This window comes from Pedobacter boryungensis (genome assembly GCF_013204825.1).
GTDB lineage: Bacteria > Bacteroidota > Bacteroidia > Sphingobacteriales > Sphingobacteriaceae > Pedobacter > Pedobacter boryungensis.
Window position 1 is genome coordinate 1,174,048 of sequence record NZ_JABMKV010000002.1, and the last position, 12,616, is coordinate 1,186,663.

The following is a 12,616-nucleotide window of genomic DNA, read 5'->3' on the forward strand; positions in this document are numbered from 1 at the left end:
CCATCACGCAAAGGACTTTTCCCGTCATGCAAAGGGCTTTTCCTATCACGCAAAGGAGTTTTCCTATCATGCAAAAGACATTTCCCGTTACGCAAAGCCCTTTTCCCCTTGGGAAAAACCAAAAGATACAGAAGAAATAGAGTGCAAGCACTAAAATTTAGGGCTTAGATTTTTTAAATAGGTTAAGAAATGCCGACTTAGGCAAACAATTTCTTAGCGATGTCTTCTGTCGAAATGCCAAAGTATTCGCTTAAATGGAAAATGGTGAGCGGTCGTTTACCAACGATGCCCATTGCTTTTTTAATTTCGCGATGCTTAAGATAGGCACTTCTTGACAACGGATCATAGCCGTACCAGCGCATGATATCTGAAGGATAAATAATTACTCGGTCTTGTTGATTTTCCATATTGAGCTTAATTGAAATAATTTAAAGTTCCTATAACGGAGCTTTTATATTTTTATTTAAAGGTGATTTGATGTAGCCTTAATCTTAACTATTTAACATATACAACACACCATTCAGACATTATTTTGCCTTCATGTGGTTGGAAAGGAATGGTGTTAACACCGAACGTTTCAATGAGTTATTTTACTGGATAGAAACAATAGTGAAAACAAATATTTATAATTGATAAAAATTTAACAACTAAAGTAATTGCTTATCAATGGAGATAAAAAATGAGTATAATAAATCTTCAAAATGGAAATTTCCAAATACCCGACAAAATAGTTTTTAGTAAGGATAAGAATTACAACGACATATTAAAGCTTGTACAACCTAATAAAATCTGGGACATACAAAACGGTTATAAATGGATTTATTTCGATGATATAGAAATTGACAAGTTGTTTTTTCACATCGGTGTTTGTTTTTATAACGACAAACTCTTTTGCATTGATTTTAGCTTTACCGAGAAACAAGAAAAAAACTTAACGTGGGACAATTGGAATGAAAAAGAGGAAGTAAATCGGAAAGAAACGTATGATAAGTGGTTAACAAAAAACATGGGGTCAAAAAGAAATTTTGAATGGGGAAAAGTTAGCGCATATTTTGATCGAAAAGCAGGAAGTAGTTCGATCGTTATTAAATATCAATAACAAAACGAACATACTTTGTATGCAGCGTTTCACAGATGTAAAATTTAGTGTGAAAACCTCAAAACATTATCAGGCAGTTTAAAACGACAACAACATGGACAGATATAAAGAAACATTTGAAACTTGGAACAACATAGCTTCTATTTACCATGATAAGTTTATGGACTTAACCTTATATAATGACACTTATGATTATATCTGTGTTTCTGTTTCTAAACAAAAAGCAAAACTGTTAGAAATTGGTTGCGGACCTGGAAATATAACTAAATATCTACTGTCTAAAAGATCAGACTTTGATATTTTCGGAATTGACATTGCATCAAATATGATTGAACTTGCAAGGAAAAATAATCCACAAGCAGATTTTGCCGTTATGGACAGCCGGGAAATCAAAAGTCTTAGCAGCAAGTATGATGGAATTATTTGTGGGTTTTGTTTGCCATATTTATCGCCTACAGAAAGTAATGAATTAATTTTAAACGCCTACAATTTACTAAACGAAAACGGATTGATTTATTTGAGTTTTGTTGAAGGAGACCCTGATAAATCTGATTTTAAAGTTGGTAGCGGTGGGCGAGTTTACTTTCAGTTCCATAATTTAGATGACTTAAAGACGCAATTGATTAAAACAAAATTTGCTGAAATAGAGACTTTTAAGGTTAAGTATAAAATATCAGAAACAGACTTTGATATACACACTATATTGACAGCTAAGAAGAGATGAGCCTATAATAGAGGTTTTAAAAAATGACAATTATAGCTAAAGAAATACAAGCTGACTATAAGAAACGGATCAATCGAGTTTTTGAATTTATTGACGAAAACTTAGAATCGGATCTGTCCTTAAATACAGTTTCAGCAATTGCCTTTTTTTCGCCATTCCACTTCCACCGAGTTTTTAAATTCGTTACAGGAGAAACCTTAAATGACTATATCATAAGGCGAAGGATAGAAAAGTCAGCATCAGACTTGTTGCATAAAAACATCGCGGTAACAGCAATTGCTCACAAATTTGGATTTGGTGATAATTCTTCATTTTCCAGAGCATTTAAAAAATATTATGGAGTAAGCCCAATCGAATTTAAAAAGCAAAACCCAAATAGACATAGCAAGATTAGTCAACTGAAAAGCAAGAAAGGACAAGAGTATCCAGACTATGACCAATACATTTGCATCATTGATCACCTTAAAAATTGGATAAAAATGAATGCAAAAATTGAGATTAAAGAAATGCCAAAAATGGATTTGGCTTATGTTTCAAGTATCGGGCCGCAAAACCTTGAAAATGCTTATGCAACATTAATTAAATGGGCAACACCACAGGGATTGATGAACGACCAAACAAAAATGGTAACCATTTATCACGACAGCTTTAAAGTTACTGAGGCCAGCAAAGTTAGAATGAGTGCTTCAATTGTGTTAAACAAACCTGTAGAAACGACAGGAGAAATTGGACTGACCTCAATTAAAGCAGGTAAATTTATAATGGGTAAATATGAGATAGGCTTGGATGAATTTGAAAAAGCGTGGACAGGGCTATATTTATGGATGAATGAAAACGGATATAAAAAGGCTGATAGTAATCCTTTTGAGATTTATCATAATAACTTTAAGGAACATCCTGAAAGAAAGGCCATTGTTGATTTTTATATACCAATTGAATAAAAACGCTGTATACTATTATAAGATCTTATATGCCAAAAATAACAGATATCAATCAAGGTGACTTGCTCACATTTAAAGCGAATGATAATAGATATAAAGTGTTGCTTTGTACCAGCACCTACAAAGACAAAAGCCCACAGAACTTTACTTTCTCTGCGCTAACCTACGATAGTTTAGAAAAGCCGACAGTTGTAAATGTTATGGATACCGAATTCTTTGGGATAGGAAATGGAAAGAATGATTATTTCAAATATTCAGATAATGAACTTCATAAAATGTGGTCAATTCATCCTGAGATTGAACCATGCCTCTTAGGCTCTTATGGATTTATAATTTGGAGAAAAGACTTTATGATGTTTCGAGATAATTTTGAAGTCATTGGTAACTTAAATATTGTAGATAACCTTGACAAAAACGGTAATGGCAACATGAACGCAAGTGACTGGGAATTTATGAAAGACTTTTTTGCAAATAGAATTAATTCGGTAATGTCTGATAGGGGACAGCAAACTTTTAAGCTAAAAGCAACTATTAAAGATTGACACTAATTTTTAGATTTCAGATAAGCGAACCTATTCTATACCTCAAATAGCAGAGTTAAGGTCATTGTGATGGAGTAGATTTAAAATAAAGGCAAATAAACACTTATAATGAAAAAACTCATTGAAGACATAAAGAAAATCGAACATGGTTTTAAACATATTATAGAAGCGTGTGACCTTATTTTGGCTGACAAAACACAAAATCATTTTGACCTTGCAACAAAATTTTTAATTGATCCCGCTTATCAGGTTAGAATGTTGGCAACATATCTTTTAGGTCAACTTTCAACCAACAACGAAAGCGCTCTCAAACTTCTTGAAACAAAAGTCGCAGACGACAAAAATTGGCGAGTGCAAGAAATGTTAGCAAAAGCATTTGATTATTATTGCAATACAATTGGCTATGAAAAAACTTTGCCCAAAATTAAAAAGTGGCTTACAGACAAAAATCCAAATATTAAAAGAGCAGTTATTGAAGGACTTCGCATTTGGACAAGCCGACCATACTTCAAAGACAATCCAATAACTGCAATCCAACTCATCAGTGAACATAAATCAGACAGCAGTGAGTATTTACGAAAATCAGTTGGCAACGCACTTCGAGATATTAGCAAAAAACATAAAGACAAAGTGCTTAACGAAATAGCAACTTGGGATTTAACAAACAAAAACATAGCATTTACTTATAAATTAGTAATACCGAAAGCATAAACAACTAACCGATAACAGGCTGTTTTGCAATAGTGGTTGAAGAACAAATGCCTACTTTTGTACTGCTTAAGCTTTTGTGCTATATTAGGTCAACTTGATTTACTGCAAGCGTAAAACAAAAACATATAATCATAGAGATGAAAATATTTGAGGAAATTCTCAATAAATATAATTTCCCTAAGCGGACTGAAAAACCTTCGACGACAATTGCTCAAATTGAAAGTGTCGTAAAATTTAATCTACCAACCGATTATAAAACTTACATTCAGAATTACTCAGGTTTTGAAACCTACATTGGAGAAGCGTTTGTGAGACTATGGGATTTAGATGAATTACTAGCAACAAATAAAGACTATGAGATTTTTGATAATCTACCAAACACACTTGCAATAGGTGGGAATGGAAGTAGTGAGTTTATTGCAATCGAACTAATTAACATTAGCGATTATAGAATTGTTCTTTCTCCTTTCATTGACTTGGACAAACAATATCACATTGAAATAGGAACTTCTTTCTCGGACTTTTTACTTCGACTGGACAAAGGACAAGAATGGTTTAAGTAATAATTAAGAAAAAATACACATGGAAACAATGCCATTCAATCATGACAAAATTATTAGCCGCCTAAAACTATTTAATTACAAATACGAACTCAATGGCCAAATACTGAAAATATTCTTGCCGATGTTCTGTTATTTAAAAATTGATTTCGCTGCGGGTAGAGTTAAAATGACTTCTCATTTAAGTTTTGGTATTCGATCTCTTGCGCTCGAGTATAATTTTTTACTATACGGACTTGGACTTTATGTTCTTGCTTGGTATTACTGGACGATTCTAAACAAAGCCACTTTTTTGCTGTTTGGAATTTTTCTTGTCCACTTTGTGATTTGCTTTATTAAAATTGAGAGCTTAAAAGTAAGCATCCATAATTGGATAGAAAGCGATAACAAGTAATCAACCAACAGAAAGCACTAAATTTATATAGGTATTCTTAAATGAACTTTAGGAAGAAATTCACTAATCAATAACAGTAAATGAACAAAGAGAAATCTAAACTATTTAGGAAAGTAAATACTACAGCGTATAATGTTCATCATAATTTTGGTGGAGATTTTAAGAACACTCGAAACAGTAAAAAGGAAACATTAGAACAAACTAAAGGTAAAATGTTTGGGAAAAAGGAACGAGGTTTAGATTATACTCCGCTTTACAGATTCTTATTATCAAAAGTTGGAGCCAATTGGAATGAAGTTTTTAGTGAGGCAAAATCCCGATTAGATAAACCTGATCCAATATTTGAAATAGTTGCTTTAAATGAAAGTGAGAAAAAAGATTTGATAAGAACAGGGGAGTCTTCTTATTTTTCTGGCTTGTATGTCGACGATGATAATCTCTTGCAATTATCCAACCCAAATCTTAATGCAAAAGATATGGAGCCCTATTGTAACTGTTGTACCCATACCTTTAACGGAAAGTTATTTGGAACGGGTTAAAAACTATAGTTAACAAATCTTCTTCTTCAGAACTAATTTTACAACTCAGCAGAATAATTAAAAAGCCATCCAGATTTAAGAAGTGTATAACTTGAAAAGAAATGTGACGTTGCCCCTTAAGTAATAAACTAAAGGTAAACATTAGTTACAATAATAAAATGGAGAAACACTACGACATAAAATGGTTAAGACAAAAATACGAAAGTGGCGAGAATTTGAAATATATATTCTTTTGGGGCCATACTCCTGAGTACAAAGAAGAAGTAGGAAAGTATTGTTTTAGCCAATGGTTTAAATGCCCTTTTATTGTTAATAATATCACTTATAAAACCGCAGAGCATTGGATGATGGCTCATAAAGCTTTGTTGTTTAATGATAAAAATGCGTTTGATAAAATTATACAGTGTGAAAAGCCTGGAGAAGCTAAAGAAATAGGAAGGGAGGTTTTAGGTTATAACGAGCAGATATGGTCTGATAAAAAATTTGACATAGTAAAATTGGGTAACATCCATAAATTCAATCAGAATCCAAAACTTGCAGATTTTCTTTTAAAAACACAAAACAGGATTTTAGTAGAAGCGAGTCCAATAGATACAATATGGGGAATTGGTCTGTCTCCAGACAGCAATGACATAGAGAATATTTATGCTTGGCGAGGAGAAAACCTTCTTGGTTTTGCACTGATGGAAGCCAGAGATTTTTTAAAAAACTTTGGTCATTTCAAACAGCCTGATAAGTCACTTCAAATCCAACTAGATAAAATTTATAAACATTGATACGATGGGTTTGAATTCTATGCTTTATTCAGCGCACAACGCTTGCTAAAGATTGCAGGTCGCTATTAACAAACTAGGGTAAAAATACTATACCAAACCATCATTCAAATTCTTATACTTCCAAAAGTGATGGGTAGAACGACGTTCTACCTTAGGTTGTGGACAGAAGCATCATTTTTTCTTGATGTTATCCATTTGAATGTTTTTTTATTGGTATTCCCGCTCGTAGAGGCATAATGGTTTGCATGAAGATTACTTGGTTGTTCCATCTAGTAATGAAGAAATGTGTAACCTTTTCTAATAAAATCCCCTATCTCAAACAAAATCAGTATTTTTGCTCCCAATGGGAACAGCATTAGATTCGGGAATAAAAGGATATAAAAACTACGGTGTACACTTACGTGAAAAATATAACGGACAACGTGTGTTTAAAGTGATTGTAGATGGAGGTTTTACCTGCCCTAATCGTGATGGAAGTAAAGGTTATGGCGGTTGCACTTATTGCAATGTAGATTCATTTACACCAGAACCATCTCGCAAAAACCCTAACATTAAAGAACAGTTGGAAGAAGGGATGCGCAGAGCAAAAACTTCGTACAAAGCCGATAAGTTCATTGTTTACTTTCAACCTAATACCAATACCTATGCGCCGGTACATTATTTAAAAATGATGTACGATGAAGCCTTATCCATACAAACAGAAGATGTAGTAGGCTTTGCCGTAGGTACACGACCAGATTGTATAGACGCCGAAAAGGTAGCTTTATTAGAAAGTTATACCGATCGTTTTGATGTGGATTTAGAAATGGGGATGGAGTCGATATATGATGAAACCTTAGATCAAATTAACAGAGGTTGCAGTCATGGAGAATTTGTTAAAGCAGTTGAATTGCTGGAGAACTCTAAACTAGATCTTTGTGTACACACTATTTTTGGTTTCCCGTGGGAGACTAGAGAAATGATGTACGGTTACATTCACGAAATCAATCGTTTCCCACAAATCAAGTTTGTTAAATTTCACCATTTGCACATTGTGGAAGGTTCTATTATGGGCGCTAAATACAAAAAGAACCCTTTTAAGTTATTTACACTCGAAGAATACACCGATTTATTATGTGAATTAATTCCCTTGCTACGACCAGATATCGTGATCCAGCGTTTATTTGGTATTTCAGACTGGGATTTATTAATTGCTCCTAACTGGGGATTAAACAAATCGGCTATCCAAACCTACATTGATAAAGAAATTGAACGTAGAGGGATTGTACAAGGCTCAAGTTATACCTCAACTCACTAAATTTAATAAAGACATTTTTTGTTGCTGCACTTAAAATACCTTAGTGCTTAATTTTGTTGTGCTTTCGTGTTTGCGAGAAGATACGACAATGCAATCTTAATGCTAAGGTTTTTTTGCTCGTCATTCCCGTGAAAACGGGAACCATAAAGCGCTGTAAAAAAAACTACTTATGCATTACGATGCCCAGTCAAGCTGAGCATGACGAGTATTGTTATTTCCGTGAAAACCGGAACCGTAAAGCGATGATAGCCTACTACAGCATTAAGATTGCTTCGTGCCTCGCAATGACGAAAAAATAGCGCTATTGCCCAATGAACTAATAATACCAATGATACTATTGATCAAATGAACCAAATAGTTCAATCACCTTGTTTTCTCTAAATGTAAATATCTCTTTTACTTTATTTTTTACCATCAAGTTATGCGCTATTGTACCTAATACACCTAGCGGCAGTGCATATGTTAAAATGTCGGTCATTTCAACACCACCTTCAATTGCTTTAAAATGATGTTGATGATGCCAAAACTTAAAAGGTCCGAAGCGTTGTTCGTCGATAAAGTACTTTTCTGGCGCAACTTGAGTAATTTCTGTCATCCAATTTAAATGTATGCCAAACAAAGGGGAGACTTTATAAGTAATAATCATCCCAGGGTACATTTTTTCCTGACTATCGTCGGAAGTGACGATGAATTCCATATCATCTGGGGTTATCTTGGCAAGATTGGCTGGTGACGAGAAGAAATCCCAGGCGGCTGACAGCGAAATTGGGAGTACTTGCTTGAACTTTAGTTGGTATGATTTCATGAAATAAAGGTACAATTTGTTTTAAGTATTGAAAATTCAGTAAAAATTAAGTTTTTATTGGTTAAAATTTTATTTTTTCAATAAAAATTAGCATTAATTGATGATAAAATGATAAAACACATCTTTATTTTAGATAATTATGTTTCATTTTGTTGTTTTTGCTGTGGTATTTATGTTTTATTTTACTTTTTTAAGTTGTTTTTTGTTTAAAATGAATATATTTAATGTTTTTTGGTAAATAATTATGATAATTATTAAAAATTTATAGTTAATTTTAAATAATTAATAAAAAATCAACGATAAAACTAAAAACTATGGGTAAAATTTTATTTAAACAGTATTCTCCATTTGTGATTTTGATGATAATCGCAGTGTTAGCTCTTTTTATTCCATTACTTCCTAATTTTGATGAAGGAAAGTACAGTGCTCCCGATATTGCATTTGTATTATTCTCTGCTGCCCTTGTATTTCTAATGACTCCAGGGCTTGCTTTCTTCTATGGCGGAATGGTTCATCGTAAAAACGTACTTTCTACCATGATTAAAAGTGTAGTAGCTGCGGGTGTAATTACAGTACTTTGGACTGTTGTAGGTTTCAGTCTTGCTTTTGGAAAATCAATTGGAGGATTTATTGGAGATCCTAGAACGTTCTTGTTTTTTCAAGGTGTTAATTCAGGTCCGGCATGGGGAACCATTCCACTTTCACTGTTCGCTGTTTTTCAACTAATGTTTGCCATCATTACGCCAGGTTTGGTAGTAGGAGCAGTTGCAGAGCGTATCCGCTTTACATCATATATTTTATTTATTGTGCTTTTTGCCTTATTTGTGTATTCGCCTTTGGCACACATGACATGGTCGCCAGATGGTTTCTTATTAAAATTAGGTGTGTTAGATTTTGCTGGTGGCACAGTAGTGCATATTTCGGCAGGTATGGCTGCACTGGCTGGAGCGCTAGTATTAAAACGCAGAAAATCTCATATCGAGCACCGCGAAGTACCGCCTGCTAATATTCCATATGTATTAATAGGTACAGGTTTATTATGGTTTGGTTGGTTTGGTTTTAATGCGGGTTCTGCCCTAGGTGCAAATAGTTTAGCTGTTTCTGCTTTCTTAACTACCAATACAGCTGCGGGTGCTGCTGGTTTATCATGGATGTTTTTTGATGTAGCTAGAGGTAAAAAACCTTCGGTGTTAGGTTTCTGTATTGGAGCGGTTGTCGGTTTAGTTGCCATCACGCCTGGTGCAGGTTTTGTGAGCATTCCATCAAGTATTTTTATTGGAGCGGTTGCAGCTGTTATCTCTAATTTAGTTGTTTCTTGGAAACAAAAAACAAGTTTAGATGATACCTTAGATGTATTTCCTTGTCATGGTGTGGGTGGTATAGTAGGTATGTTACTTACAGGGGTTTTTGCTACTAAAACAGTAAACAGCTTGGGCGCAGACGGCTTGTTGTATGGTAATCCTGAGTTTTTCTTTACGCAGTTAAAAGGTGCATTTATTGTTGTAGTATTCAGTTTTGTAGTTTCATTTGCCATTTTTAAACTGATCAACTTAGTACAACCAATTCGTGTAAGTGCCGAAGAGGAGGAAGAAGGATTAGATGCAAGTCAGCACGATGAAAAGTATACACAAGGTACTTTAATTGTTGCCGGACAAGAAGTTCCAAACATTTAGGCAAACATATTATTCGGGCTATTCATAAAAATTGGAACCACATTTTTAAGTGGGTAGCCCGACTATTGCCCTTTCAATTCGTAGATAATGGAATAATATAAACCTTAAAACTAAAATTATGAAAATTAAAGCTCTACTTTTTATCGCTACCCTCGGATGTACAACAACTGCTCTTGCGCAAGAGGCAAGTTCGCCTTTGCAAATATCTGGTTCAGTAGACACCTACTACAAATATGATTTCGCTAAATCGGCTAACATTAATACCTATTTTGCGAACGAACAGAATTCTATTTCATTAGGAATGATTGATCTGGCCTTGAAAAAGACGACAGGTAAGGCATCTTTTGTGGGTGAGTTATCTTTCGGTCCACGCGGACAGTCGCAATCTATACCCAATGCAGCAGGTCTTTACGATGAAGCTACAAACAGTTTTAACATTCAGAATTTATACGTGAGTTATGCTTTTACAGATAAGTTCAGTATGACTGCAGGCTATATGGGTACTTTTATTGGGTACGAAGTGATTTCGCCAGCAGCTAATTTTAACTATTCTACATCTTATTTATTCGGTTCTGGCCCTTTTCAAAATGCAGGGATAAAAGCGAGTTATGCATTTTCTGATAAGGTGAGTTTAATGGCAGGTTTGTTTAATGATTGGAATGTATATCAAGATTTTAATGGGGTTTCTCATGTTGGTGCGCAATTAACTGTATCACCGGTTACTGGTTGGACAGCTTATTTGAATGTGCTTTCTGGTCGTTCTGCAGGTGCGGCAGGAACAGGCACAATTCTAGATTTAACTACTGCTTATCAAATTACCGAACAATTTAAGTTAGGCTTAAACGCAGCTGATTATACTGTTTCAAATGATAATGGCGGTTATTCTGGTGTGGCGTTATATCCGCAGTATGCATTTACGAAAGCAGTCGCTTTAGGTTTAAGAGGCGAATATTTTAACTATAAAGGAGTGGGTACTGCTGCAGATGTAAGTGTAGCTTCGTTAACTTTATCTGCCAATATTAAATCTGGTGGTTTAACATTTATTCCGGAAGTTCGCTTTGATAGTGATAAAGATTTTTCTCAAGGATTTACCAAAACTAATGGAATAAACCCTGCAAAGTCGGCTTCTCAATTTTCTTTGGCTGCAGTTTACGCTTTTTAATAACCAAACAAACTATGACGCAAGAGCTGAGTTCTGGCATTTTTTTATAGAGAAAGAATGGAATTCTTTCTGTCAAACTTAAAATAATAACTCGTCCTTTCGACTAAAGCAGTGAAATGGAGAAATCTTTGAACTAAGTGATTAAAGTTCAAAGATTTCTCCACTGCGGTCGAAAGGACGATCACAAAAATATTTTTAGAAAAGAAAGTCTTGCACTAAAAGTGCATAGTTTCAAAAACGAATGAGACTAATGAAATTTATAACTAGCGTCTTCTTATTGCTTAATTGTTTTGTGTATGCATATGCGCAAAGCGAAAGTTTATTGCCTGTAGATGAACAAGGTAAATTCATTTATTATGAAGTAGTGCCATTAGAAGGGACTACTAAAAATGCACTTAAGGATAGAGTAATCAATTATCTCAAAAAACAACATAAGGAAATTCAGTTTAAGTCTCTACAGGGCGATACGGCATTCATTGCCACTGGCAAAATGGTCATTAACAAAACTTTATTGGTGATGTCACATCCATCCGGAGAAATTTTGTATCGCTTTCAGGCGGAAGTAAAAGAAGGAAAGTATCGTTTTTGGTTAAGCGATTTTAGTTTTATTCCTTATCAACGCGATCGATATGGAAATTTTGTAGCGAGCACAACTATTGGTGCATCTTTAGAAAGAGACCCGGGTAAATTAAATGCGGCTCAGTGGAAAGAGTACCAGATGCAAGCAGCAAAATATGCGAAAGAATTTGCAAGTAAATTTAAACAGTTTATGGTAAGTAAAATCTCAATAGCTGAGTCAGTACCCGAGAAAAAGGTGATTAGTAAAAGTTGGTAATTACTTAGCGCTTTTTAAGTCTAGTTGTTTTTCAATCAACTTTAACATCACCTTAAATTCCTTTTCTTCATATCCCATCGACTGGTAAATAATTTTCCCCTCTTGATTTATTAGAATATTTCTGGGAATGGATTGCTTAGCAAATTTGCTGAAAACACCTCTATCTACATCTGGTAAAATAGGAAAAGTGAAACCTCTGCTTGCTTTGTACGGAATCAATTTATCCCATCCTTCTTCTCTTCCAAAAACAAAAAATGCAAAATCTTTATGGTTTTTATATTTATCCCAGATTTTAGTTTGTACTTCAGGTAATTCTACATTGCATGGTGGACACCATGTTGCAAATAGATTAATTAAAATTAATTTCCCTTTATAGTCTGCTATGTTTACGGTTTTGCCTTTTTCAATCTCGAAAGTAAATGATGGAACAGGATCACCAATTTTTGTATAGCTGTCTTTATCTACCGTTTGAGCGAAAACAGTAACCGAATAAACGATGACCATTAGAGATAAGAATATCTTTTTCATAAACTAATTTTATGAATCAAATATACGATA

General features: G+C 34.2%; 16 protein-coding genes. 13 read left to right on the forward strand and 3 right to left on the reverse strand.

Annotated features, from left to right (window positions below; genetic code table 11):
- Window positions 1–197: 197 nt before the first annotated feature.
- Entirely contained in the window at window positions 198–407 is a 210-nt protein-coding gene (locus HQN85_RS11935) for a hypothetical protein (protein ID WP_173272426.1), read from the reverse strand.
- Between the two features lie 272 nt (window positions 408–679).
- Here HQN85_RS11935 and HQN85_RS11940 point away from each other — a divergent pair, with 272 nt between their 5' ends.
- From HQN85_RS11940 to HQN85_RS11985, 10 genes are all read left to right on the forward strand, one after another.
- A complete protein-coding gene (locus tag HQN85_RS11940) occupies window positions 680–1,099 on the forward strand; it encodes a hypothetical protein (RefSeq protein WP_173272428.1) in 420 nt (139 codons plus the stop codon).
- Window positions 1,100–1,193: 94 nt separating this feature from the next.
- The gene (locus tag HQN85_RS11945) at window positions 1,194–1,823 is read left to right on the forward strand and encodes a class I SAM-dependent methyltransferase (RefSeq protein WP_173272430.1); all 630 of its coding nucleotides are present in this window, start codon (window positions 1,194–1,196) and stop codon (window positions 1,821–1,823) included.
- A 23-nt stretch (window positions 1,824–1,846) separates the two neighbouring features.
- Window positions 1,847–2,764: an AraC family transcriptional regulator gene (locus HQN85_RS11950; protein ID WP_216847269.1), complete on the forward strand. Its 918-nt coding sequence runs from the start codon at window positions 1,847–1,849 to the stop codon at window positions 2,762–2,764.
- 29 nt (window positions 2,765–2,793) lie between these two features.
- Window positions 2,794–3,306 carry a hypothetical protein gene (locus tag HQN85_RS11955; RefSeq protein ID WP_173272432.1) on the forward strand — a complete coding sequence of 171 codons (513 nt, stop codon included), beginning with the start codon at window positions 2,794–2,796 and terminating at the stop codon, window positions 3,304–3,306.
- A 108-nt stretch (window positions 3,307–3,414) separates the two neighbouring features.
- Window positions 3,415–4,017 (forward strand): DNA alkylation repair protein, encoded by a 603-nt coding sequence (locus tag HQN85_RS11960; protein WP_173272434.1) that lies wholly within the window; start codon window positions 3,415–3,417, stop codon window positions 4,015–4,017.
- Between the two features lie 137 nt (window positions 4,018–4,154).
- Window positions 4,155–4,580, forward strand: a complete 426-nt coding sequence (locus tag HQN85_RS11965; RefSeq protein WP_173272436.1) for an SMI1/KNR4 family protein — start codon at window positions 4,155–4,157, stop codon at window positions 4,578–4,580.
- A 19-nt stretch (window positions 4,581–4,599) separates the two neighbouring features.
- Entirely contained in the window at window positions 4,600–4,971 is a 372-nt protein-coding gene (locus HQN85_RS11970; protein ID WP_173272438.1) for a hypothetical protein, read from the forward strand.
- Window positions 4,972–5,051: 80 nt separating this feature from the next.
- Window positions 5,052–5,510 (forward strand): hypothetical protein, encoded by a 459-nt coding sequence (locus HQN85_RS11975; protein ID WP_173272440.1) that lies wholly within the window; start codon window positions 5,052–5,054, stop codon window positions 5,508–5,510.
- A 158-nt stretch (window positions 5,511–5,668) separates the two neighbouring features.
- Complete coding sequence (locus HQN85_RS11980) at window positions 5,669–6,286, forward strand: NADAR family protein (protein ID WP_173272442.1); 618 nt, start codon at window positions 5,669–5,671, stop codon at window positions 6,284–6,286.
- A gap of 343 nt (window positions 6,287–6,629) precedes the next feature.
- Window positions 6,630–7,583, forward strand: a complete 954-nt coding sequence (locus HQN85_RS11985; protein ID WP_173272444.1) for a TIGR01212 family radical SAM protein — start codon at window positions 6,630–6,632, stop codon at window positions 7,581–7,583.
- A 334-nt stretch (window positions 7,584–7,917) separates the two neighbouring features.
- Here HQN85_RS11985 and HQN85_RS11990 read toward each other — a convergent pair whose 3' ends face one another.
- Window positions 7,918–8,280 (reverse strand): SRPBCC family protein, encoded by a 363-nt coding sequence (locus HQN85_RS11990; protein ID WP_246249732.1) that lies wholly within the window; start codon window positions 8,278–8,280, stop codon window positions 7,918–7,920.
- A 422-nt stretch (window positions 8,281–8,702) separates the two neighbouring features.
- On the opposite strand from HQN85_RS11990, the gene HQN85_RS11995 reads away from it, so the two are divergent.
- The 3 genes from HQN85_RS11995 to HQN85_RS12005 all read left to right on the forward strand — a co-directional run bounded on the left by HQN85_RS11995 (window position 8,703) and on the right by HQN85_RS12005 (window position 12,058).
- Window positions 8,703–10,061, forward strand: a complete 1,359-nt coding sequence (locus HQN85_RS11995) for an ammonium transporter (protein WP_173272448.1) — start codon at window positions 8,703–8,705, stop codon at window positions 10,059–10,061.
- 118 nt (window positions 10,062–10,179) lie between these two features.
- Window positions 10,180–11,223, forward strand: coding sequence for a porin (locus tag HQN85_RS12000; protein ID WP_173272450.1), 1,044 nt, complete (start codon window positions 10,180–10,182; stop codon window positions 11,221–11,223).
- Between the two features lie 250 nt (window positions 11,224–11,473).
- On the forward strand, window positions 11,474–12,058 hold the full coding sequence (locus tag HQN85_RS12005; RefSeq protein ID WP_173272452.1) for a DUF4468 domain-containing protein: 585 nt from the start codon (window positions 11,474–11,476) through the stop codon (window positions 12,056–12,058).
- Here HQN85_RS12005 and HQN85_RS12010 read toward each other — a convergent pair whose 3' ends face one another.
- Window positions 12,059–12,586, reverse strand: coding sequence for a TlpA family protein disulfide reductase (locus HQN85_RS12010; RefSeq protein ID WP_173272454.1), 528 nt, complete (start codon window positions 12,584–12,586; stop codon window positions 12,059–12,061).
- Window positions 12,587–12,616 lie beyond the last annotated feature (30 nt).